Here is a 20,709-nt window from a genome sequence, read left to right as displayed (position 1 = left end):
TAAAGCCCCTCCTTGAAATGATACTACTACAAGATAAACCATAGAGTTAACTCTAGGTCAAGCAGAAAGAATAAAAGATTTTATAAGCAGCGACGATAAAACACCCTATCTTTTTTGGTAAAAAGATGAAATACTAGGTTGTGGTGTGATAAAAATCACTGCCGCTTTGCATTTCATTTAGTAGTATATGTTACGTTCTTTTCTTCCTTTTTATCGAAGCTTATTTCATACCAACACATTAATCTATCAGGCAAAGGAGCTTATCAATCACTATGCAGAAAACGAAAGCAAAACGATTTGAAATACAGTATTCCGTTCTAAAAGATGAAGCCAAAATCAAAGGAACTTTTGTGATAGAATCTGCTAAAAACCGAGATGACGCATCAAGACTTGCTAAATTAAATGTCTCTACAAAAGAAAGAGTGTTTATTCAATATGTAAAGATTTTAAAAGTTAAACGAGTTTCTACAGATTCGGCGGCAAAGTGACATTGGTTTGCTTCTTCTTTTAGCAAGCCCCCATTTATGCTGAAAGTGTCGTCTCAGAAGATACTTGTTTCGTTCGTGTGAGTAATAGAACTAATCCAATAATACAAGCTGTGCCCATCCATTGATAAAAACCAAAAGGCTCTTTCAGCCAAACAACGGTTGTGATAACAGCGGCTAAAGGTTCTAAACTTCCAAGCAAACTCGTTTCTTTAGGTGAAAGACTTTGCAGACTTTCTACATAAAACCAAAAAGCAAGCATCGTGCCAAAAATAATGACAAATAAAATATATCCCCAGGTTATTGGTGATAAGCTTGATGCTTCCCAAGGAGGATGAATAAAGCTCATTACGCTTCCCCCAATTACCATTGACCAGCCAACGATGACAAGCGAACTGTACTTTTTGATCAGCGGAACTGCATACAGCGTATAAAAAGCAGCTGCTACGCCTGACAGCACTCCCCAAACAACGGCAGATACAGGAACAGACAGCTGAGAAATAGAGCCGTTTGTTAATAAAAAAAAGCAGCCCCCCAGTGCCAGCAGAACAGTGATGACGTCTTGTCGCGTAAATATAGACTGCTTGCGCAAAAGCAAATAAATGATAATCATCACCGGTGATAAATACTGTAGCAGCGTAGCTACTGCTGCATTTCCATGCTTAATAGAAGCCATATACGTATACTGAACGGCGAGCATACCAGCTATGGCAAAAACGACGAGCTGAAAAGCTGACTTTCGGTTCTTCCATACTCCAAGTACGTGAGAATGATTCCTTTTTATACATGAAATCATTAGCAGCAAAAAACCCGCAGTGAGCAGCCGTACTGAAACAAGCCAGTCTACACTGATTTCAAATTCTTGAAAAAGCTTTTGAGCAACCGTTCCTCCCATCCCCCAACATATAGCTCCCGTTGTTACAAAAAAGAACCCTTTTTTTCTGCTGAGATCGTTCATCTTTCATCCCTCACTTTTATTATAAGAATAGTGTTATAATAAATGAAAAACGGGGCAGAAAATACGCATATTGCATTAAAAAATATAAATATATTGAGGTGTCCATGTATGCCAGCAGCGCATTTTAAAATTGATGAAAACTTAAAAGAGCTAACGACCCATCGCACTGTTGAGCTGCCAGTGGCATGTTATCAAACAACAATCAGTGATCACATAAACGGCTACATCCCTCTTCACTGGCATGATGAGCTTCAATTTGTATTGGTTATAAAAGGTAATGCGTCTTTTCAAATAAATGAAAAAACAGTGACTGTAAAACAAGGCTACGGACTGTTTATTAACAGCGAATGTCTTCATATGGCTGAAGACATACACAAATCTGGCTGCGTGTACATTTGCTTAAATGTTTCTCCTCATTTTCTTGTGCCGCAAGAGCTTTTCACAAATTACGTTTATCCCTACATTCATGCAACGAATCTATCACATTTATTCATCAGTCCAAAGCAAGCGTGGGGGAATAACGTGTTAGATTCTATACATAAGATATACACATGGATCCATAAGCAGCCGCTCCACTATGAAATAGAGATTGCCTCTGAACTCAGCATACTTTGGAAAAATGTAATTCTTAACGGGCTGCAGCTAAAATACAACGAAAAAGAAATGATCAAAAATCAGCGGATGAAGCAAATGCTGAATTGGATTCATTTGCACTTTGCTGAAAAGATTACGCTTGATGATATTGCCAAAGCGGGACAATTAAGCCGTTCTGAATGCTGTCGATATTTCAAGAAAATGTTAAAAAAATCGCCTTTGACCTATGTATTAAACTATCGAATTCAGCAAAGCTTAGTTATGCTGCAGCAAGCAGAAGCAAATGTGACGGACGTCGCCTATCAAGTAGGATTTAATAGTACAAGCTATTTTATTAATCAGTTTCGAAAAGAAATGAAGATGACTCCGCTCATGTATCGAAAAAAGAAGCTGCATATCTCATCACATCACTAAAAAACGGCGGGGCACTCACCCCGCCGTTTTTTATGAACTCTTTTTACTCGTTGATTTTGCATCAGAAATCTTCCCTAAGAAGAATCCGTCTACTTCTGCTATTTTTCCTCTCCAAAAGATCTTTCCTTTTGAAGGAGTAGACTTACTGTCTCCACAGTAGATCTTTGTATTTTTTAAATGAATAAAATGGGCTTCTGCTTCTCCGTTTGATTCGCTCGCTTCGCTTGCTAAAGAGAATTGTTCGCTTAGCGCCTGAGCCACTTCACTGCCTTCTTCAAACGTTTCGCTTAAGTAATCAAAGTATTCTTTTGCTGAAATCATGGTACCGGAAATCACAGCGCCGTTTACATTTAATGAAATATCAAGTGAAAAGCCGTGTTTATTAGAAGCTTTCACAAAGTATTCAAGCGTATTGTCTTTAGTTGAAAAAGAAGGGCCTGTACTCATGTATTTCTTTCCTCCTTTACGTCTTAGGCTGTTGTATCGTCTTCACTAGAAAGAGATGTTGCGTCATCATCTTCTTCATCCGTGTTTTTCTTTGCTTTTGTATTTTTTGATTTTTTAGCTGTTGACTTTTTTGGTTTCGCTTCCTTTTTTTCTTCTTCACTTTCCTCTTCTTCGTCTTCTTCTTCTGTTTTTACTTTTTTATTTTTTTTGTTTGAACGAGAATCTTCCTCTTCTTCCTCGCTGTCTTCGTCACTTTCACTTTCTTCTTCCTCTTCTTGCTCCTCTTCTTTTTTGTTCTTTTTACGAGGCTTAGATGTTTCTTCTTCGTTTTCATCGTCCTGCTCGTTTTCCTCGTTCTCATCGTTCTCTTCTTCGTCGGAATCTGTATCTTCCGCTTCTTCGTCTTGATTTTTATTGAGGCTAAGCTCAACAAGCATGTTCATTTTTTCTTCAAGCTGTGATAAACGGTCTTGAAGAGTTTGATTTTCTTCTTTTAACTCATCGTACTCTTGAACGTTATCGTCTTCTGTTTCGCTACTAGAAGAATTTACGTTTTCTTCATCATCTTTTGATTTATCTTTTTTAAACAAGCTTCCCGCAGATGTTTTCAGGCTGGCCACGCTGCTTTTTGATTTTTCTTTTACCTTTGTTCCTAAATCAGATGCTTTGCTTTTTAATTCGTCTGTATCAATGCGGTCAAGGAGACTTTTTCGATTTTCAGGAGTCGATACATATCCAATCGTTGCACCGATGATGCCTCCTGCTACCGCTCGTTTGATTGGCCCGCTGCTTGTTGTTTTGCTTGCTTTTGAATCGGTCTTTTCTTTTGAACCGTTTTCCTTGTTTTTGTTTTCCTTGTTTTCTACCTGTTCGTTATTTAATTTAGTTTCAGTTGCCATTGTAAATCCCTCCATTTTTTAAGTAGCGTACAGTTTTTAACGTTCTGTTTCTATTTTTTCTTCAAGCGTTTTTAACCGCTCATGCAGCATTTTATTTTCTTCTTCGAGCGCTTTACTATTGGCTCCTTTTGAACTGAGATAGGGATCATTTTCCCACCAGTCCATGCCGATTTCTTTTGCTTTATCAACCGAAGCCACAATCAAGCGGATCTTTATCGTTAATAGCTCGACATCTGCAATTCCTACGGTGATGTCCCCCGCTATGACGACTCCTTTATCCAAAATCTTTTCGAGCACATCTACAATCGTACTTGACTGCATATTATGTTCGACTGCCATACTGTTCCTCCCACTGACCGCTTAAAGCAGGCTGCCTAGCGGTCCAAGATCAATATTTAAATCTTCTGCGTCCAGACCGAACACCTCTTTCAACTCGTCCATTTTTTCTTCTAAGTTCATTAGTGCAATTCCTAAGTTTTCAATTTGTTCGTCCGTCAACGTTCCACCCTCCACCCGCCTCATGGCATGACGTTCAACGATTTGCCTCAATAGTTCAATAACTGTCATCACAAGCTGCGCTAAGCCTTGTTCAGCTTTATCAGGATCCAAGTGGATTCGTCCATTTGCTTGGCTGACCGGTTGCATCCAGTAATTCCTCCTTTTGTTTATCAAATTGTTCAGAAGTGATGGGTTTGCGATTTCCTTCTTTTGCTTGCACCAACGTTTCAACCGAAGAAATTAGCACCCGCAAATCCAAATACACTAAATCGACGCCGGCTATGGAAATGATTAAGTCTCCTTTAATGGCGACTCCTTTATCTAAAATGACATCTAAAATATCAATAAGAGCAATATCTTTATTCTCCATGGATTGTTTAAGAGACATAATGTTAATTCCTCACTTTACGCAAAGCTCGAGAAATGATAGGGCGGCCATGGTCCCGTCACTTCAAATTTCCAGCCTTTATTTTCAAGCTTTTGCTGAAGCTCTTCTATTTCGTTTACAAACTTAGTGATCTGGAGAGACGGGAGAAGAAACACACTGTTCCACGCCATTTGTTCAGCCGCGCCCGTTACGTCCTTGCTCCAATTCTTTTTAACAGAGTCATAAAGCGACAGTTCTTTTAGCTTGTCATGTATCTCTTCACACACTTTGTTTTTGTGAAGCTCTAATTCTCTTTCAATCAGCTGATCTATTTTTTTCTTTTCAAAAAACTGTCTTCCTGGTGACAATTCACTAATTTCTTCTTTTTTTGCTTTCACGCTTTCATTCGTCTCGCTGATTCCTTTTTTAAGCTCTGTATCATCACAGTAAATCTTCACGTTCCACTCTTCATTTCCTTGAAGCAGCGTCAGTGAATTCTCTAGCTTTTCTTTGTTAAGCTCAATAGCTGCCTGCAGACTTTCTTTACTTTTATAAATGGTGCAAAATTTTAATGGAATGATCGTAAATTCTTCGTACAAAGCGGCTACCGTTTCGTGATGATGAAATGCTTTTTCCTGCAGCCAGCTCATATCCTGCTCCATTTTTTCTTTAATCACTTCTTCTGAATAGGCGTCAGCATCCAGCTTAGAAACGACAGCCGTCACCTGATCAATCGTTATTGGGTACAGTGAATGTTCTCCGTCAAACCCTTTATAAGATGGAAACGGCTCTCTGGCTGCTGCTTCTTTTGTTGGAATTAAACCGTATAAATACAGTAATTCTCCCATCTAGGATTCCTCATTTCTTTTTTTTGTCAGTTCTTCCCATTGTTCAATTTCTCTGCGTTTCGCGATTTCGTACCTCATTAACAATTCATCTTCTTTTTCTTGAAACGCTTCTTCCGGAATTTCACCAAGCTCAAACATCATTTGAAGCTGAATGAGTTTTTGCTGAATCGTCGGAAGGTCATATAGCTGTTTATCAGCTTCTTCCTGTACTTTTTCGCCGATTTTTACTACAAGGTTAATAGGTGCGGTTACTAATTTGTGAAGCACGTTATTTCTCTTCTACTTTTAGGCGAATGTTCACAAAATTATAAGCAGGCCAAGGACCGCTGTAATGAAAATCGGCTTTGTCTTTCCAGTTTTCATGCGCTTCATTCACTTTTTCATCAAACGTCGCTTCATCTTCTCGGTTAATTAAGAAAGAAGCGTTTAAAAGCATTGTTTCGCCCGTTGGCTCATTTGCTTTTGCTGCTTCCGCTGCTTCTTCAAGCGGAGAGAACACATCTGTCTTGACTTCTTTTTGCAGGGAAGTAAACATCTTTTGAGCCATTCCTCCAAGCTGAATACGCTCATAATAACCGGCTGCTTCTGATTTTCCTTTTACGGATGCTGATACTTTTTCAAGTTCAGGATTTTCGTTTACTTTTTTCTCGAGCCATTCTTTTTTTCCAATTACTTTTAAACCAACTTCAATTTTTCCTTTGATCGCTGGAAACAGCTTTTCAAACTGCGGATAAAGGTTTTCTAAAAGAACTTTTACGTCTTCTTTTGATTTGAATACATTCCCAAAGCTGATTGGAATAACCGTATCATTTTTGTCCATAATCGCTGCTACTGCGTGTTGATGCATTAATAGATTTTGGCGATTAGGATGATAAATTTTCATCGGCACTTCAGCTGCTACCATCGCCGCGTCTTTGTAGCGAATCAAAAACGTTTCAGCTTTTGTTCCTTCTACTTCTACCGATCCAAAATCTTCGTCTTTATCCGTTTGAATGGCGCTAAAAATATAAATGCCCGTTTCGTTTGTTTCACTCATGTTTTCAAGCTCCTTTACTTTTCTTCAGTGTCTATATTCTTACACTCTTCTAAAATGATTTTTTCGGCTTTGCTTTTTGCATTTTTCTCATCTAAACATTTGGTAAGCGGATGATGCAGAATATCCATACATAACGTTTGAAAATCTTCATCATCTCCATCGATAGCAATGTCTTGCTGCGTAGCAAGGGTAGCGATCATAAGCGAAGCCCGCAGGCTAAGCCCGCTGCTGTTTTCGTCTCCAGAGCGGTTTCTCACATTTGCTACGAGCGTTACAATTGTGCGCGCTTCGTCTTCTTCTACATCCGTTTTCTCCGTTAAAATCGCTGTCTCTCTGTCGATGTCTTTATAATCAATAAACATAGTAATTAACCTGTCAAGAAGCGCATCTTGCGTATCATATACGCCAGCATACTCAGCTGGGTTGCTTGTGAAGATGACGCGGAAATCGGGGTGCACGCGTACAAAAGGATCGGTCATTTTCACTCCATACAGCGGCAGCACGCCTTCTTCTAATATTGATAGAAAGATATTATTCGTCGCAGGCTTAGACCGAGTAAATTCGTCGTAAATCAGCGTATAGCCGTTTTTTACGGCTTCAAGCAACCGTCCATCCTGCCAGTTTTCACTTACTTGTTCATCTTTTTTATAAACAGAACGAACATACTGGTCGATTACTTTTTTGCTCGTATAGCCCGTAAAATCGCCAATTAAATCTTTGTTGTTGAGCTCGTGATTCCCGTGCATCAGCATCACAGGACGCTTTCTCTTTTTAGCAAGCGCTCGCGCTAAAGAGGTTTTACCTCCGCCGGCAGGACCTGTAAAATGAATGGAATAGCCGGATTTTAAATAGCTCAGCGCTCTTGAAAGAACCTCTTTTGTCTCGTCATCTTGTATAAAAGCTCCACTGCCTTTTTTCCTTTTGTCTGTTAAGACGGTCATTTTTACGTTCCTCCTGCCATCTTATCGTTTATGCTTCAATGCCAATGGCGCTTCTATATCTGACGTCGAGTCGTTTGAATGAAATGACTTCTTTTTCTTTATTTAAAAAGCACTCGTATGTTCCAAGCATTTCATCTTTGGCGTATTTTTTCATATATTCTCGTTCTTCAATGACTTCAACAATAACTCTCCAGCCTTCATCTTCAGTAACTTCCACCGAGGTAATTTTATGAGGAGGAGCTACGTTTTCAGCAAAAAAGTCGTTCACGGCTTGCATAATTTTTTTAATTTCCATCTTTAGTAGCCTCCAATAGTTAGATCTAAAAGCTGGAACCACCCTCAAAAAGGAAGGTTCCATACCACTTCATATTAAATACTAAAACGCGGCTGCCCTTCACTTGAATTTGAACGTTCAGGAAGGCCGTTTTCTTCTACGTCGTCACGAAGAAGACCCACTGCTTCTGCATAGCGTAACCATGTATCAACACTGGCAATAACCACTCGTGCTTCAATTGTTAAAATTTCAATTCCTACAACAGACACTCTTGCAAACGCATCAATAACAATTCCTTTATCTAAAATACGGTCAATGACTTCTGCTAAACTTGAACTATTAGTACTTTTTTGAATAGACATATCCCATTTCTCCTTTCGCTTATGATCCCATTGTTTTTAAATCTGTAGATGATTTAATATCATTGGAACTTTTAATCTTAGTAGAGCTTTTAATATCCGTTGCTTTTTTAATCTGATTTACGCCTTTTATTTTCCGCTTGTTTTTTGACTTATCTTTATCGTCTGAAGAAGAAACTTTTTCTTGAAAGTCTTCTCCAGCTTCTTTCACATCGCTAAGCTTATCTTTTACTGATAATAAGACGTCTTGAAGCTTTTCTTTTGCGTCTTCTCCTTTGCCGTGTACCTTTTGGGCATTTTTTTCTTTCGTTTCCTGCAGTTTTTCTGACGCTTCATCCGCTTTTTCCTGCAGTTTCCCTTCGGTTTTTTCGACAAACTTTTCTTTCGCTTTTTCTTTAACCTTTTCTTCTACTTTTTCCTTAACAGGTTCAGGCGTGTGCTCCACTATTTTTTTTCCTGCTTTTAAGGCTGCTTTCTCCACATCTTTTTTATCCATGAAATTCCCCTTCAGGACGGATATCTTACTTCTTCGCGTCCATGAGTTTGTTTAGCATCTCTTCAATGCGCTGCAGCTGATCGTTCATATTTTTATTTTCTTCTTTTAGCTCTTCATACTGAGACGTTTCCATTTCTGCGCTTGCGCTGACTTCTTCCTGTGAATCTCCCTGTTCATTTGATGTTTCTTCTTTTTTCTTTTTAGGTGCCAGCAGTTTGCTTAAATTGTCTTTTTCAAGATAGCCTGTAGCCGTCTGTCTTAACGCTCCCATCGCTTGCTGCGTTAAAATATCCTGTGCGTTTCTTCTTAACTCTTGTCCTGTCGCACGTACAATTTCTGATTGTCCTAAGCGACTGAGTACTTTTTTACTCGTTTGCGGACTTGAAAGAAGTCCAATTCCCGCTCCTACTACGCCTCCTAAAATGGCAAGATTCAAAGAGTTTTGCGTTTTTTCTTCCTGCTGCTGATTTTCTTGTTTTTCACTTTGTACATTCTTATCAGTTGTTGACATATTTCATCCTCTTTTCTCTTATTATTATTTATTTAATGAATTTTCTTACGATTAAAAGACTTAAAAGCTAAACCCTGCTCCTCGCTCCTCTGTTCGACCAGGCAGCCCTTCTTCCTCTACTTTGTCGGTTAATAACCCGACCGCTTCCGCGTAGCGAAGCCACGTATCGACACTTGCAATAACGACTCGTGCTTCAATTGTTAAAATTTCAATTCCTACGAGTGATACTCGAGCAAAAGCATCGATGACAATTCCTTTGTCTAGAATTCGATCAATCACTTCTGCTAAACTTGAACTGTCTGTACTTTTTTGAATACTCATTTTTTAGCAGCTCCTTTCGAGATTTAACTAAATGAATGATGCTACTAAACAACCTGCTTAACTTTTTTTAGTAAACATACTTTTGAAATATACTTTTTAGCCCTCTTTCAAACATGAATAATTTGCTAAAAATTAATTCATGAAAAATAATTAGAAAATTATTCTACTTCGTATAATAGTTTACAGTTAATTTATGGATGTATTTTGCGCGTAAATCCCGTTGTTAAAGCTTTTATCGAAACTCAAATTCCAAAATAAAACAATAAATAAATTATTGTTACAATAATATTACATTATAATTTAAGGCATATTATCTTTCAGGTTACCCTCAAATACTTTGATATTTTTAACTATTATGGAATATTATTGTGCATGTAGTTCTTTTAAATAAAACCAGCGCATAAAAAAAGCTGCCGCACTGCGACAGCTTTCTCCTATACATAATAAGTTCTATAAAACCATTCCGGTTAAAGGCGCTTTCGGGTTTCCATCATGATCTGAGTCTTCTTTGTCTACTAAAACAAGCAGGCTGCCTTCTTTGACTGACTCATTATAGTGCTCGGCCTGCTGTTTTGGAATTCCCATACCGACTAAAATACCAGACAGACCTCCTACACTCGCACCAGCTGCTGCACCTGTTAATGTAGCTACAATCGGACCAGCCGCTACAATTGGGCCTATTCCCGGGATTGCAAGAGCTCCGGCACCTGCTAATATTCCGGTCAAGCTCCCTAACGTACCTCCGGTAAGCGCTCCAGTTGCTGCCCCTTCTGCTTTTGTATTCGTTTCTTTCTGAACTTTTTTGGTCTTTTTATGTTTACCGATGATAGATATTTCTTCTGATGCGTATCCTTCTTTTTTTAAATTCTCTACAGCATGAATTGCTTCTTGTTCCGTTTCATATACCCCCACAACATTCTTTGCTTTTGCTTCCATACTATCTCCTCCTCATTAATGTTGTGTGTACCCGGGAGTATGGCTTTGAAACGTTTTAGAGGATAAGAGGTCTTCTCTATTCTTAAATAAGTAGCCCTGCATCACTTTTCATTTAGTGACTTTCTTCTCTTCTTACCGAACAGCTTTGCACAACAAAACCCTAAGAAAATAGGCGTTCTTAGGGTTTTGACTTAAGCCGTTGCCGGATTCTTTTTCACAAATTTCATAAACAATCCGCGAACTAAAGGTCCCATAATGAGAAGCTGAAGCGGATAGGCTACGATAAAGTTTTTCATAACGATAAATGCATAGCTTAAAAGAATCGGCTCTCCGTCTAAACCTTTCGTAAGTGACATCGTAATTAATCCATATACAGACATGGAAAGCACCATTCCAATAACCATGCATGATGATAAAATCAACACGACTTTTAACTGTTTAGACTTATCAAACGGCAGTGAAAATGCTACTTTTTTTGCTACGGGACCTACTAAGAAAGTTTCGACAGCCATGGCAACTACAAATGTGATAACCAAGTTTAAAATACCTTCTGCAAGTGTGATATGCCCGATGACATCATTTATGAACATGTTATACATCGTCATCACAAGCACCATCCCTCCGCACATCATCATTCCAAAATACATACTTTCTTTTTTAGTTGTGGGCATATTCCTCATCCTTTTCATGTTTTTTACTTGGCTTAGTATAGCTTTTTATCTTCCTTCTTCGTAAGTGAACAATTTGTGAACATTCATCTAAAAAAAAGCCCTGTGACCGTAAAACAGTCACAGGGCTTTTTTTTAGACTTAAGCGGCTGGTGCTTTTTTTTAAGGAGGGCTGAGTATGGAAAATTACTCTAGTCTACATCGTTAATAAATGTTTGGAGACTTAACAAAAAACCCCCGCTCTATGAGCTAAAGCGGGGGTTGGTTTTATAGAGATTCCGTGTGGGATGCAGGCGGAATTGGCGTTTGGGTTCGAAATACTTTTTCCCATTTCGAGACGACGATACAGGCAATGGCGTGGCCTGGAACGTTAACTCCTGTTCTGGCCATATCCATGATGCGGTCCACTCCTGCAATGATTGCGACTCCTTCAGCCGGCAGACCTACTGCGTTGGCTGTAGCTAAAAGCACAACAAGTGAACCTGACGGGACAGCCGCAATTCCTTTACTTGTCATTACGAGTATAAGCATCATAAATAATTGCTGAGTTAAGGGCATGTCAATATTAAAAGCCTGTGCTAAAAAGACGCATGAAACGGATAAATACAAAGTAGATCCATCACAGTTTAACGACAGGCCGGACGGAATAACAAACGACACCACTCGTTTAGGACATCCGTACTTTTCCATACGCTCCATCAGCTGTGGCAGCACCGTCTCTGTACTTGTTGTTGAAAACGCAATAAGAAACAAGTCCCAAATCATTTTGAAGACTTCAAAATAGTTGAATTTGAACAAAAACCCAACAAGCGGAAATAAAACAAATAAAATAATAAAAAGGCCTAAAAAGACGGTTCCAATTAGCTTCAGCATCGGAAGCAGAAGGACAATGCCGTATTGCCCCACAGATGCAGCCATTAGCGCTAGTACACCAAGAGGCGCTGTGACCATCACAATTTGCGTTAATTTAAACATAATTTTAGCGGTTGATTCAAAAAATTTCATTGCAGGTTCGGATGCTTTCCCAACTCCTGAGGCGGCAACACCGAATAAAATAGCAAAGAAAATCACGGCCAGCAAATCATTTTTTGCCATCACATCTACGATATTCGTTGGAATGATGTTTAAAATCATTTGTTTAAAGTCCACGACCTTGTCGGTATACTGAGACAATTCACCGATATCTTTTTTAACAAGATGAGAAAGATCGAGGCCTACTCCGGGCTTTAGCAAATTCACTAACAGCAGACCAATCCCTAATACGATGGTAGTAATAATTTCAAACCAAATAATCGTCTTTAACCCTAGACTCCCCATCTGTTTCATACTGCCGCTTCCCGCAGCACCTATGACGATGGTTGAAAAGACAATCGGCACTACAATCATTTTAATGAGCCGGATAAACCCGTCTCCTACCGGTCTTAAAGCCATCCCGAAGTCCGGAAAAAAGTGCCCGATAACAGCTCCAATTACTAATGCAATTAAAATTTGAAACGCTAAAAATTTTTTCACATTTCTCCCTCCCCTTTGTCTTCATGAAACGGACATCAGTTCCATTAATATCCAAGTTCTCAGACACTTTAAGTAAATTCGGGACATTTAGCTAAATTCCTTCTAAAATAGACAAAACGGTCTATATATTTCACTTTGTCCGTTAAGATACATAGAAAAAAGCCAGGATGAAAGTCTTCTTCATCCTGGCTTTTTTATCGTTATGCTTTTTTCACAAACTGAGATTTTAGGCTCATCGCTCCAAATCCATCAATCTTGCAGTCAATGTTATGATCGCCTTCTACTAAACGAATGCTTTTTACTTTCGTTCCGATTTTTACAACCGATGAGCTTCCTTTTACTTTTAAGTCTTTGATGACAGTAACTGAATCTCCGTCTTTTAAAGCATTACCGTTTGCATCTTTTACAGTAAGCTGTTCTTCCGTGCTTTCTGCTTTTTCATCTTGACCCCATTCATGCGCACACTCCGGGCAGATGAACAGGTTTCCATCTTCATATGTATACTGTGATTGACAGCTTGGGCAATTAGGTACATTCATTTTCTTTTCCTCCAGCAGCAGCCCGTAACCAATGGTACGATCACGAGATTACGTTTTTTATCTGTTTTATACTGTCACATTTTTATACGTTTAACAAGCTTTTCTATTTTCTCTATGCTGATGTTTTCTTTTCCAAATAAGTGAGCCGATAAACAGAACAAAACCCGCTCCAAAGACAAGAAGCTGATCTAAATAAAGGTCACCTGTCTTTACATACCGTATAATAAATAATCCTCCAAACATGAGCATCAGCATACATGAAAACCGAATGAGGTATGAATTGATTTCCATTTTTCATTCCTCCTTTTTGTAAGACTTTTTTGTTACGAACAAAACGCGAACCATATGCCGAATGTAACTGCGTATAACGGCAAAATGACGGCTAGTTTTTGCTTCCACCCTTTAAAAAAAGAAGAATTATGAGGTGCAAACCAAAGCTCTAACGTACCGTATACCAGCAGTGCTCCCGCTGCTAGTATCGCCATCACAGTCTCTCCTAGGTCCATAGCTATTCCTCACTTTCATTCTACGCGCTTGAAACTAAACGCTGCGTCTATAATCAGTGTCATTATTATAAAAGAACTTCTAATACTCTTTTTAAACATACAATAATTACCATTATATCATAATAAAAGCACTTTTGAGACTTTTTATACATGTAAATTATTGTATAATGAAAAGTAGACACAGAGAAAAAAGGGGAGGATTTTTTGAAGAGAACTCAGCTTATTTTTGTTATTACCCTGCTTATTGAAGGGGGATTAACCTATGCGTGCTCATCATTTTTATCCGTTCGCTTTATTGAGCTTATGTTTTTTAGCGGACTTTTGTTTTCAGTTTTAACTTTTTGGTTTTCAAGCAGCGGAAGCAACAGCGCTCATTCTCACTATAACACTCACTCCATGAGGTTAATGTCTGGAGCTAATGTCGAACATAATCCGTTTCGTTTGCGCTGGACGGCTTATTTTCTTGCTTCTTTAAGCTTTACGGGAGTTGGCCTGATTTTTTTCATTCTGTTGCTGACGGACGTTATTCCTCCAGTAAGCTAAAAAACCTGCTCTTCACAGAGAGCAGGCACTTACGAGAACAGCTTGAGAAGCAGGCATTTTCGCCTTACTTTATTCGCAACAGCTTGAGTCACATGATCTTTTAAAGGCCGAGTCAATATTCGTTTCAGCGGATGTTTTAGCATTCGTTTGCTAATGGGAACTTTAAAAATGATGCTGAGAACGACTGTTGCAAAAACCGATAGCAGCAAGACCGCAAAAGGCTTTTTTTGAAACCATCTCGAAAAGATAAGCATCATTACATAAATAAGTGCTGACCACCCCAAATGCCAGCCGTGTCTAAATGTAATCCCCTTACACCTCAGACCAAGCCATTCTACAAATGAAGCTGTACATACCCATTTTACGATATATTTTACCTGTTTAAGAAGTGTAGACGGATAAGTAGCTAAGAACGACAAAATCATGAGAGGTGTAATAAACATAAGGTGTAAAATACGCAGTACTTTTAATGAAAGATGAGAAGATTTAAAATCCCAAAGCAACTTATCGTTACATAAAAAGTAATAAAGAATATTAAAAAAGCTCACGTATAAAACCCCAGCATATAGCTCGTGAATTTTTTTCCACGTTTTCTTCTGGATATTTTGAAAAATCAGCCATAGAAGGACAGAAATATGCACCTTTGTTCACCTCTCTAACGTCGTTTTTAGAACCAATGTTATTTTATTTTATTTTCATTTCGTCCTGCTTCTTTTCAATTTTCCGAATCCATCCAATCAGCAGCCGGTTAAGGTAGGATTTTAACGTTACGCTAATAAAGGTGTGGTACCACATCCAGCCTGTTTTCCATTCGATGAGCTTCGTTCGTTTTTCAGCCCATAATTCAATAAAAAACATGGGAATCGTAAAAAGTACAATTTTATATAAAATCTTTAACCCTTTATCGTGATACGTAGCCTGATTAATCATAACGGATATGCTAGGATACAGTAAAAAGTCGAACAACACATTAATTCTAAACTGTTTTTTCAGTAAGCGAGTTGGATATCGAAGAAGGCCGTGAGAGACAATAAATTTATCAATAATACCATTTGTTAAGGCATTAAATGCATAAGCCAGCAGCCAGTCTTTGATCGGTGGTTTTCTAAATAGAAAAGGGAGCATTCCCAGCCCTATAATCAGCATTGTACGTAAAAAATTCACTTCAAATTTTTTATTTCTCATAACCTTTTCGCTCCTTTCACCAAGTGTTGTTAGTATACCTTCGTGTCGATTGGCAGCTTAAGACGGTTGTTCTAATCCCGTTCTCTTTACGTACGTACATGTTTGTTTTAGTTTTCAGTTTTTTGAAGAGATTTATACATATGGTTGAGACATGAAAAAAGCCCGACTCTAATCAGTACGGGCTTCTTTCTTGATCTATTTTGTTCTTACCATCCAGCTACACAACCATCCGTTCGTGATTCACTTCCTCCGCATAGCACGCCGCTTTCAGGGTCTCTCCAAATAATCTGTCCGCGCCCAAATGCCATCGAATCCACGGCTACTTCAATTTTATGTCCTTTTCGTTCAAGCGCTTGTGCTACGTGTGAAGGAAAAGTCGGCTCAACAAGCACCGTTTTATCTTTTTTCCACTGCCATCTTGGCGCATCTAAAGCGGCTTGAGGATGAAGGTGAAAGTCAATCGTATTCATGACAACTTGCATATGTCCCTGCGGCTGCATAAAACCTCCCATCACGCCAAAGGGGCCTACAGGTTCATTATTTTTAGTCAGAAAACCTGGAATAATGGTATGAAACGTTTTTTTAGTAGGAGCAAGACAGTTATCGTGATTAGGGTCCATTGAAAAATTGTGACCGCGGTTTTGCAGAGCAATTCCCGTTTCTGGCACAACAATTCCAGAACCAAAGCCCATATAATTACTTTGAATAAATGAAACCATATTTCCTTCTTCATCAGCCGTTGCTAAATACACTGTTCCGCTTCCGACAGGTTCTCCTGCTTCAGGCTGCAGAGCATGTTCTTCTATAAGGCTGCGGCGATAGCTTGCATATGTATCAGACAGCAGTTCCCTGACAGGTACGTTCATTTTCGCTTCTTCGGTAATGTATTTTGCTCCGTCCGCAAACGCAAGCTTTATCGCTTCGATTTGTTTATGATACGTATCGACGGCGTCTTTTTCTTGAAGCTCAAAGCCTTTTACGATATTTAATGCCAGTAACGCAATAAGCCCTTGTCCGTTCGGAGGGATTTCCCAAACATCATATCCACGGTAGTGAGCGGAAATAGGATTTACCCACTCCGGTTCGTAAGCTGCCAAATCTTCTTTTGATAAAAAGCCGCCATATTTTTTGCTGAATGCATCCATACGTTCTGCAAGCTCACCTTTATAAAAGGCTTCTGCATTTGTCTCACCAATGAGCTGAAGCGTATGAGCATGATCAGTAGATGACCACATCTCTCCTGCTTTTGGTGCTCGTCCATTCGGCGCAAACGTTTGAAACCACGATTCAAATTCTTCGCTTGTATGTACTCGTTTAAACGTATCGTACGCTTGTTTCCATTGTTTAGCGAGTGTAGGCGCTAACGGAAATCCTTCTTTAGCATATTGAATAGCAGGCTCCAGCACTTGAGAAAGAGGCAGTTTACCAAATCGCTTTGATAAAGCAGCCCAACCAGCCGGAGCACCGGGAACCGTAACGGGCATCATTCCGTACTTAGGAATTTCTTTGTATCCTTTTTCCTTCAGCGCATCAATGGAAATAGACTGCGGAGAAGGTCCGCTCGCGTTTAGTCCATACAGCTGATTATTCGTCCAAACAAGCGCAAACGCGTCTCCTCCGATCCCATTAGAAGCCGGCTCTAATACGGTAAGACTTGCCGCTGTCGCGATCGCTGCATCAATAGCATTGCCTCCTTTTTTTAAGGTATCAAGACCTGCCTGCGCTGCAAGCGGCTGAGATGTGGATATCATTCCTTTCTTTGCATAAACCGGCACTCGGTAAGATGGATATGGATGATAATGCGGATCATAGTTCATAAAAGCTCCTCCTCTTTTACACTTCTTAATTTATTTTAATTTTCTAAATAATTTAACTTCTTTATTTTACCATATTTATAGCCCAGCGCCTTTCTTTTTATCTCAGAATGACATGACTTCATTTACCTAAAATTGGTATACTGATAGAGTAAAAGAATCGTCAAGGAGGATGATCTATGAAAAAAGTAAAAGCTGCCCTTCCACTCGCTGTTTCTTTAGCTCTCGGCCTTCAAGTACTTCCTATGTCCACTTCAACCATTCAAGCTGAAGCAGCGGCGAATGCTGCTCATCACTCAGCAAAAGTTGAAGTCAAACGAGCTAATTCATTTCTAACCAATCTATCGAACGGAAAAATAAAAGAAGCTACGCGCTACTTTTCCCGCAGCCTGCAGGCAAAAATGAGTGAAGATAACCTAAAAACGTGGTGGTCATCTTTAACCGCTCAGCTTGGTGCTGTAAAAAAGATTGGTACAGCTGTACAAGGCGAAGTCAATACCGTTCATCGAAATATAGACATTCCCATTAAATTTGAACACGCATCAGCTACTTTAACCGTTCGGTTTAGTCAAAATCGTCAAATTGATGACTGGCGAATTGTACCGGACGAGCGCCAGTTTTCATTTTCCACACCGCCTTATGACACCTCTAAGAACTACAGTGAAAAACAGCTTTCAATCGGCAAAGCACCTTACGAACTTCCAGCAACGCTCACTCTTCCAATACGTTCAAAGCATCAAAATGTCCCCGTTGTCATTTTAGTTCACGGATCAGGTCCTTCTGATCAAGATGAAACCTTTATGAGCTTAAAGCCGTTTCGAGATCTGGCTTCAGGACTGGCTTCTCAAGGAATCACCGTTTTACGCTACAACAAGCGTACATACGAACATACAGCTAAAATGTCCGGTGAAAGTAAGATAAGCGTTGACGATGAAACAACTGATGATGCCGTACTCGCAGTCAAAGCAATGGCGAAACAAAAAGGCATCGACAGCCGTAACATTTTTATACTAGGACACAGTCAAGGCGGCATGATGATGCCTCGAATTTTAAATCAAACGCCTGATAAAAGCGTGCGGGGCTCTGTTTTACTTGCTGCACCGAGCCGCACACTTCCAGAGTTAATGCTTGAACAATTTGCCTATCTTGTATCGCTGAATCAGCTTCCGAAAGAGCAGCTTTCTTTTTTCCAGCAGCAGTTTGCCATTTTACAAGACCCAAGCTTTTCGCCAGCTCAGCCGCCAAAAGAATTTTTGCTTGGCACGCCTTATTTTTGGTATGACTTAGCTCACTGGCACCCCGCAGAAATTGCAAAATCTCAGAAAACGCCGCTGCTTCTTTTACAAGGAGCGCGTGATTATCAAGTAACGACCGAAGATTTTGAAGGCTGGAAGCAAAGCTTGTCTCAGCGTTCCAACGCTTCTTTTAAGCTTTATCCAAAGCTCAACCACTTTTTCACAGAAGGAACTGGTGAAAAAAGCACGCCCGATGAATATTCTGTTTCAGCCAACATTCCTTCTTATGTCATTGATGATATTGTGAAATGGGTTCGTGAAACGCAAAAGTAAAGAAAAAAGAGCGGCTTTGTCCGCTCTTTTTTGTCTATTTTCTATTTAAGATGATATGCGACTGATCAGAAGAAGCGGTGGATTTTCTTCCTTTTCCCCAGCCTACAGCTTCTCGGTAACTTCCGAGCAGGTGATGATTAATTAGGTGCTGTTCATCTACTTCTGCAGTTTGTTCAGCTAAAGGCGTCACGTACAAAGCATCTACCGGACAATACAGTTCACACATAAAGCAAGTTTGACAATCGGATTGACGAGCTATGGAAGGAGCTCCTCCCATGCGAGAGCGATCAAAAACATTTGTTGGACAAACGGATACACAAAGATTGCAGTTAATACACCGGTCTTCACTAAGGAGCTCAATCATTAAATAACCCCCTTTACGTGATTAGAAGACTTTGTTCCTAAGGGTCTCGCCCAGACTTCTTGCACGCCTCCGCTTAGAATCCGGTAGTGCTGTTTGGAATCCATAAATGGAAAATCGTCACGCCGGTGCATCCCTCTCGTTTCTTTTCTTTCTAATGCACTTGTATACATCCATCGCGCCGTTGCAGTCATTGACGCAAGCTCTCGACTTCTCACGATGTTTCTTTCTTTATCATACACTCCGTTCTTCAACTCATTCCACACCGCATTTAACCTCGTCAAAGAATCTTGCAATCTTGCTTCTGAACGAAACCAGTTTCGATCATATGGAAAGACTTCGCGCTGAACCGATGCTATCATTTCTTTCGTATCAGCTGAATCAGAAGAAGCTACTGACTTTGTGATTCCTGACGCTTCTGATAAGCCTTTGGCATGTCGACTTGCAGTATTTCTCCCTTGCTTAACAGCAAATGCTGCCGCTGCTTTTCCTGACCAGCAGCCTGAAGAGATAGCCCATGCTGCATTATGGCTGCCTCCTCCGGTAAATCCTCCGCAGATTAATTCGCGTGTTGCCGCATCTCCGGCTGCATATAACCCTGGAATGTCGGTTCTACACGTTTCGTCTATAATGTGAATACCGCCTGTTCCTCTAACGGTTCCTTCAAAACGCAGAGTGATTGGAAACATTTGAGTAAAGGGATTCATATGAAGACGATCAAACGACAAAAAGAAATTTGGCTGTGATAAGCGCATTGCTTTTTGAATACGTTCATCCGCTTTATCCAGCCTTGCATAAACAGGCTGGGTCATTAACGTTCTGGCTATGATGGAACGCCCTTTATGAGAACCGGCTCCTTCAATCACTGTACCGTCTTCATAATAAAATGTAGCCCATTTATAAAATGCTGATTTTGTGATTGGAGAAAAAGCTGGCGAAATTGAATAAGCATTTGAAAACTCCATGCCGGAAAGCGACGCACCTGCTTCTGTAGCTAATAAGTAACCGTCTCCTGTTAAAACATTTGTACCGAGTGCTCCGCTCAGAAATGCACAGCCTCCAGTTGCAATCACAACTGCAGCAGCCTCCACTCTCCATGTTTCTTTCGTTTGATTATTGATTCCGCAAGCACCTGCCACACCGTGTTCATCTGCAAGAAGCTCCAGTGCCGGGCTATGATCTAAAATCTGTACGCCTGCTTTTTGAAGCTGACGCCGCATTAGCCTCATATATTCAGGCCCTTGAAGTGTCGTTCGCTGAGAAATTCCTTTTTCATCTACAGGAAACGGATAGCCAAAATGAGCTAATTCATTTACTTGTTCAAACGTACAATCAAGCACTCGTTTCATCCAGCTTCTTTCAGCTAAATATCCCCCCAGCTCTTCTCTGCTTTTCATTGCTTCCAGCTGTTCATCAGAAGTAGGTTTCACATACCAAACTCCTGTACCCGAAGGCGCAGTTGCTCCGCTCGTTCCGCAATATCCTTTATCAACAAGTACAGCTTTTGCACCTTCTTTAACTGCTTGCAGAGCTGCCCATGCACCGGCAGGGCCTCCTCCAATAATTAATACATCTGTATGAAAATGAAAGTCGGCAGTCATATACGGATCCCCCTCTTAAAATGTTTGC

30 protein-coding genes are annotated in these 20,709 nt (G+C 39.9%); 4 read left to right on the top strand and 26 right to left on the bottom strand.

Annotated features, from left to right (window positions below):
* Positions 1 to 272: 272 nt before the first annotated feature.
* Positions 273 to 488: a hypothetical protein gene (locus SCI76_RS24000; protein ID WP_013057984.1), complete on the top strand. Its 216-nt coding sequence runs from the start codon at positions 273 to 275 to the stop codon at positions 486 to 488.
* Positions 489 to 522: 34 nt separating this feature from the next.
* On the opposite strand, the gene SCI76_RS23995 is transcribed toward SCI76_RS24000, so the two are convergent.
* Complete coding sequence (locus SCI76_RS23995) at positions 523 to 1,443, bottom strand: DMT family transporter (RefSeq protein ID WP_048019590.1); 921 nt, start codon at positions 1,441 to 1,443, stop codon at positions 523 to 525.
* Positions 1,444 to 1,551: 108 nt separating this feature from the next.
* On the opposite strand from SCI76_RS23995, the gene SCI76_RS23990 reads away from it, so the two are divergent.
* Complete coding sequence (locus SCI76_RS23990; protein WP_048019589.1) at positions 1,552 to 2,451, top strand: AraC family transcriptional regulator; 900 nt, start codon at positions 1,552 to 1,554, stop codon at positions 2,449 to 2,451.
* Positions 2,452 to 2,481: 30 nt separating this feature from the next.
* On the opposite strand, the gene gvpU is transcribed toward SCI76_RS23990, so the two are convergent.
* The 20 genes from gvpU to SCI76_RS23890 form a co-directional block, all read right to left on the bottom strand.
* Positions 2,482 to 2,898 carry a gas vesicle accessory protein GvpU gene (gene gvpU / locus SCI76_RS23985; protein ID WP_013057987.1) on the bottom strand — a complete coding sequence of 139 codons (417 nt, stop codon included), beginning with the start codon at positions 2,896 to 2,898 and terminating at the stop codon, positions 2,482 to 2,484.
* 23 nt (positions 2,899 to 2,921) lie between these two features.
* Positions 2,922 to 3,797, bottom strand: a complete 876-nt coding sequence (gvpT, locus tag SCI76_RS23980; protein WP_063247391.1) for a GvpT/GvpP family gas vesicle accessory protein — start codon at positions 3,795 to 3,797, stop codon at positions 2,922 to 2,924.
* A gap of 36 nt (positions 3,798 to 3,833) precedes the next feature.
* Positions 3,834 to 4,136, bottom strand: coding sequence for a gas vesicle protein (gene gvpJ / locus SCI76_RS23975; RefSeq protein ID WP_028414528.1), 303 nt, complete (start codon positions 4,134 to 4,136; stop codon positions 3,834 to 3,836).
* A 21-nt stretch (positions 4,137 to 4,157) separates the two neighbouring features.
* Entirely contained in the window at positions 4,158 to 4,442 is a 285-nt protein-coding gene (locus tag SCI76_RS23970) for a gas vesicle protein K (RefSeq protein ID WP_028414529.1), read from the bottom strand.
* A complete protein-coding gene (locus SCI76_RS23965; RefSeq protein WP_033580320.1) occupies positions 4,396 to 4,683 on the bottom strand; it encodes a gas vesicle protein in 288 nt (95 codons plus the stop codon). The genes SCI76_RS23970 and SCI76_RS23965 overlap by 47 nt, the downstream gene beginning before the upstream one ends.
* A 17-nt stretch (positions 4,684 to 4,700) precedes the next feature.
* Entirely contained in the window at positions 4,701 to 5,510 is an 810-nt protein-coding gene (locus SCI76_RS23960; RefSeq protein ID WP_048019587.1) for a GvpL/GvpF family gas vesicle protein, read from the bottom strand.
* Entirely contained in the window at positions 5,511 to 5,777 is a 267-nt protein-coding gene (locus SCI76_RS23955) for a gas vesicle protein GvpG (RefSeq protein WP_013084016.1), read from the bottom strand. It lies immediately after the preceding gene.
* A 1-nt stretch (position 5,778) separates the two neighbouring features.
* Positions 5,779 to 6,546, bottom strand: a complete 768-nt coding sequence (locus SCI76_RS23950) for a GvpL/GvpF family gas vesicle protein (RefSeq protein WP_045294303.1) — start codon at positions 6,544 to 6,546, stop codon at positions 5,779 to 5,781.
* A gap of 14 nt (positions 6,547 to 6,560) precedes the next feature.
* Positions 6,561 to 7,487 carry a gas vesicle protein GvpN gene (gene gvpN, locus SCI76_RS23945; RefSeq protein WP_033580318.1) on the bottom strand — a complete coding sequence of 309 codons (927 nt, stop codon included), beginning with the start codon at positions 7,485 to 7,487 and terminating at the stop codon, positions 6,561 to 6,563.
* A 28-nt stretch (positions 7,488 to 7,515) separates the two neighbouring features.
* A complete protein-coding gene (gvpO, locus tag SCI76_RS23940; protein WP_033580317.1) occupies positions 7,516 to 7,782 on the bottom strand; it encodes a gas vesicle protein GvpO in 267 nt (88 codons plus the stop codon).
* Positions 7,783 to 7,856: 74 nt separating this feature from the next.
* Positions 7,857 to 8,123 (bottom strand): gas vesicle structural protein GvpA, encoded by a 267-nt coding sequence (gene gvpJ, locus SCI76_RS23935; protein ID WP_013057997.1) that lies wholly within the window; start codon positions 8,121 to 8,123, stop codon positions 7,857 to 7,859.
* 19 nt (positions 8,124 to 8,142) lie between these two features.
* On the bottom strand, positions 8,143 to 8,616 hold the full coding sequence (gvpQ, locus tag SCI76_RS23930) for a gas vesicle protein GvpQ (RefSeq protein ID WP_033580316.1): 474 nt from the start codon (positions 8,614 to 8,616) through the stop codon (positions 8,143 to 8,145).
* Positions 8,617 to 8,641: 25 nt separating this feature from the next.
* Complete coding sequence (gvpT, locus tag SCI76_RS23925; protein WP_048019585.1) at positions 8,642 to 9,127, bottom strand: GvpT/GvpP family gas vesicle accessory protein; 486 nt, start codon at positions 9,125 to 9,127, stop codon at positions 8,642 to 8,644.
* 60 nt (positions 9,128 to 9,187) lie between these two features.
* Positions 9,188 to 9,448, bottom strand: coding sequence for a gas vesicle structural protein GvpA (gene gvpA / locus SCI76_RS23920; RefSeq protein WP_301862454.1), 261 nt, complete (start codon positions 9,446 to 9,448; stop codon positions 9,188 to 9,190).
* A 450-nt stretch (positions 9,449 to 9,898) separates the two neighbouring features.
* A complete protein-coding gene (locus tag SCI76_RS23915; RefSeq protein WP_048019584.1) occupies positions 9,899 to 10,384 on the bottom strand; it encodes a general stress protein in 486 nt (161 codons plus the stop codon).
* 191 nt (positions 10,385 to 10,575) lie between these two features.
* The gene (locus SCI76_RS23910) at positions 10,576 to 11,055 is read right to left on the bottom strand and encodes a hypothetical protein (protein ID WP_063247393.1); all 480 of its coding nucleotides are present in this window, start codon (positions 11,053 to 11,055) and stop codon (positions 10,576 to 10,578) included.
* Between the two features lie 264 nt (positions 11,056 to 11,319).
* Positions 11,320 to 12,564: a glutamate-aspartate/proton symporter GltP gene (gltP, locus tag SCI76_RS23905; protein ID WP_029715022.1), complete on the bottom strand. Its 1,245-nt coding sequence runs from the start codon at positions 12,562 to 12,564 to the stop codon at positions 11,320 to 11,322.
* A gap of 200 nt (positions 12,565 to 12,764) precedes the next feature.
* Positions 12,765 to 13,103, bottom strand: coding sequence for a zinc ribbon domain-containing protein YjdM (locus tag SCI76_RS23900; protein ID WP_029715023.1), 339 nt, complete (start codon positions 13,101 to 13,103; stop codon positions 12,765 to 12,767).
* Between the two features lie 90 nt (positions 13,104 to 13,193).
* The gene (locus SCI76_RS23895) at positions 13,194 to 13,394 is read right to left on the bottom strand and encodes a hypothetical protein (RefSeq protein ID WP_034263931.1); all 201 of its coding nucleotides are present in this window, start codon (positions 13,392 to 13,394) and stop codon (positions 13,194 to 13,196) included.
* A gap of 32 nt (positions 13,395 to 13,426) precedes the next feature.
* Positions 13,427 to 13,588 carry a hypothetical protein gene (locus tag SCI76_RS23890; RefSeq protein WP_394531940.1) on the bottom strand — a complete coding sequence of 54 codons (162 nt, stop codon included), beginning with the start codon at positions 13,586 to 13,588 and terminating at the stop codon, positions 13,427 to 13,429.
* Positions 13,589 to 13,813: 225 nt separating this feature from the next.
* Between SCI76_RS23890 and SCI76_RS23885 the strand changes: the two genes are divergently transcribed.
* Positions 13,814 to 14,152 (top strand): hypothetical protein, encoded by a 339-nt coding sequence (locus SCI76_RS23885; protein WP_048019577.1) that lies wholly within the window; start codon positions 13,814 to 13,816, stop codon positions 14,150 to 14,152.
* Between the two features lie 29 nt (positions 14,153 to 14,181).
* On the opposite strand, the gene SCI76_RS23880 is transcribed toward SCI76_RS23885, so the two are convergent.
* From SCI76_RS23880 to ggt, 3 genes are all read right to left on the bottom strand, one after another.
* Positions 14,182 to 14,793 carry a CBO0543 family protein gene (locus SCI76_RS23880; protein WP_034263929.1) on the bottom strand — a complete coding sequence of 204 codons (612 nt, stop codon included), beginning with the start codon at positions 14,791 to 14,793 and terminating at the stop codon, positions 14,182 to 14,184.
* Positions 14,794 to 14,836: 43 nt separating this feature from the next.
* Complete coding sequence (locus SCI76_RS23875) at positions 14,837 to 15,337, bottom strand: CBO0543 family protein (RefSeq protein ID WP_034263928.1); 501 nt, start codon at positions 15,335 to 15,337, stop codon at positions 14,837 to 14,839.
* Positions 15,338 to 15,543: 206 nt separating this feature from the next.
* Positions 15,544 to 17,154 carry a gamma-glutamyltransferase gene (gene ggt / locus SCI76_RS23870; RefSeq protein WP_407544560.1) on the bottom strand — a complete coding sequence of 537 codons (1,611 nt, stop codon included), beginning with the start codon at positions 17,152 to 17,154 and terminating at the stop codon, positions 15,544 to 15,546.
* 176 nt (positions 17,155 to 17,330) lie between these two features.
* Between ggt and SCI76_RS23865 the strand changes: the two genes are divergently transcribed.
* Positions 17,331 to 18,719: an alpha/beta fold hydrolase gene (locus SCI76_RS23865; RefSeq protein ID WP_407544558.1), complete on the top strand. Its 1,389-nt coding sequence runs from the start codon at positions 17,331 to 17,333 to the stop codon at positions 18,717 to 18,719.
* A 34-nt stretch (positions 18,720 to 18,753) separates the two neighbouring features.
* Here SCI76_RS23865 and SCI76_RS23860 read toward each other — a convergent pair whose 3' ends face one another.
* A complete protein-coding gene (locus tag SCI76_RS23860) occupies positions 18,754 to 19,083 on the bottom strand; it encodes a ferredoxin family protein (protein WP_048019574.1) in 330 nt (109 codons plus the stop codon).
* Positions 19,083 to 20,681: an FAD-dependent oxidoreductase gene (locus SCI76_RS23855; RefSeq protein WP_048019573.1), complete on the bottom strand. Its 1,599-nt coding sequence runs from the start codon at positions 20,679 to 20,681 to the stop codon at positions 19,083 to 19,085. The genes SCI76_RS23860 and SCI76_RS23855 overlap by 1 nt, the downstream gene beginning before the upstream one ends.
* Positions 20,682 to 20,709: the final 28 nt, after the last annotated feature.

The organism is Priestia sp. HNGD-A6 (assembly GCF_045784335.1).
GTDB classification, from domain to species: Bacteria; Bacillota; Bacilli; order Bacillales; family Bacillaceae_H; genus Priestia; species Priestia zanthoxyli.
The sequence above is the reverse complement of the archived record's forward strand: the minus strand, read 5'-3'. Positions and strand labels throughout refer to the sequence as shown.

Bases quoted from the DNA above. Each gene is read 5' to 3' on its own strand.
- SCI76_RS24000 (WP_013057984.1), top strand. From the start codon at position 273: ATGCAGAAAACGAAAGCAAAACGATTTGAAATACAGTATTCCGTTCTA.
- SCI76_RS23995 (WP_048019590.1), bottom strand. From the start codon at position 1,443: ATGAACGATCTCAGCAGAAAAAAAGGGTTCTTTTTTGTAACAACGGGA.
- SCI76_RS23990 (WP_048019589.1), top strand. From the start codon at position 1,552: ATGCCAGCAGCGCATTTTAAAATTGATGAAAACTTAAAAGAGCTAACG.
- gvpU (WP_013057987.1), bottom strand. From the start codon at position 2,898: ATGAGTACAGGCCCTTCTTTTTCAACTAAAGACAATACGCTTGAATAC.
- gvpT (WP_063247391.1), bottom strand. From the start codon at position 3,797: ATGGCAACTGAAACTAAATTAAATAACGAACAGGTAGAAAACAAGGAA.
- gvpJ (WP_028414528.1), bottom strand. From the start codon at position 4,136: ATGGCAGTCGAACATAATATGCAGTCAAGTACGATTGTAGATGTGCTC.
- SCI76_RS23970 (WP_028414529.1), bottom strand. From the start codon at position 4,442: ATGCAACCGGTCAGCCAAGCAAATGGACGAATCCACTTGGATCCTGAT.
- SCI76_RS23965 (WP_033580320.1), bottom strand. From the start codon at position 4,683: ATGTCTCTTAAACAATCCATGGAGAATAAAGATATTGCTCTTATTGAT.
- SCI76_RS23960 (WP_048019587.1), bottom strand. From the start codon at position 5,510: ATGGGAGAATTACTGTATTTATACGGTTTAATTCCAACAAAAGAAGCA.
- SCI76_RS23950 (WP_045294303.1), bottom strand. From the start codon at position 6,546: ATGAGTGAAACAAACGAAACGGGCATTTATATTTTTAGCGCCATTCAA.
- gvpN (WP_033580318.1), bottom strand. From the start codon at position 7,487: ATGACCGTCTTAACAGACAAAAGGAAAAAAGGCAGTGGAGCTTTTATA.
- gvpO (WP_033580317.1), bottom strand. From the start codon at position 7,782: ATGGAAATTAAAAAAATTATGCAAGCCGTGAACGACTTTTTTGCTGAA.
- gvpJ (WP_013057997.1), bottom strand. From the start codon at position 8,123: ATGTCTATTCAAAAAAGTACTAATAGTTCAAGTTTAGCAGAAGTCATT.
- gvpQ (WP_033580316.1), bottom strand. From the start codon at position 8,616: ATGGATAAAAAAGATGTGGAGAAAGCAGCCTTAAAAGCAGGAAAAAAA.
- gvpT (WP_048019585.1), bottom strand. From the start codon at position 9,127: ATGTCAACAACTGATAAGAATGTACAAAGTGAAAAACAAGAAAATCAG.
- gvpA (WP_301862454.1), bottom strand. From the start codon at position 9,448: ATGAGTATTCAAAAAAGTACAGACAGTTCAAGTTTAGCAGAAGTGATT.
- SCI76_RS23915 (WP_048019584.1), bottom strand. From the start codon at position 10,384: ATGGAAGCAAAAGCAAAGAATGTTGTGGGGGTATATGAAACGGAACAA.
- SCI76_RS23910 (WP_063247393.1), bottom strand. From the start codon at position 11,055: ATGCCCACAACTAAAAAAGAAAGTATGTATTTTGGAATGATGATGTGC.
- SCI76_RS23900 (WP_029715023.1), bottom strand. From the start codon at position 13,103: ATGAATGTACCTAATTGCCCAAGCTGTCAATCACAGTATACATATGAA.
- SCI76_RS23895 (WP_034263931.1), bottom strand. From the start codon at position 13,394: ATGGAAATCAATTCATACCTCATTCGGTTTTCATGTATGCTGATGCTC.
- SCI76_RS23890 (WP_394531940.1), bottom strand. From the start codon at position 13,588: ATGGCGATACTAGCAGCGGGAGCACTGCTGGTATACGGTACGTTAGAG.
- SCI76_RS23875 (WP_034263928.1), bottom strand. From the start codon at position 15,337: ATGAGAAATAAAAAATTTGAAGTGAATTTTTTACGTACAATGCTGATT.
- ggt (WP_407544560.1), bottom strand. From the start codon at position 17,154: ATGAACTATGATCCGCATTATCATCCATATCCATCTTACCGAGTGCCG.
- SCI76_RS23865 (WP_407544558.1), top strand. From the start codon at position 17,331: ATGAAAAAAGTAAAAGCTGCCCTTCCACTCGCTGTTTCTTTAGCTCTC.
- SCI76_RS23860 (WP_048019574.1), bottom strand. From the start codon at position 19,083: ATGATTGAGCTCCTTAGTGAAGACCGGTGTATTAACTGCAATCTTTGT.
- SCI76_RS23855 (WP_048019573.1), bottom strand. From the start codon at position 20,681: ATGACTGCCGACTTTCATTTTCATACAGATGTATTAATTATTGGAGGA.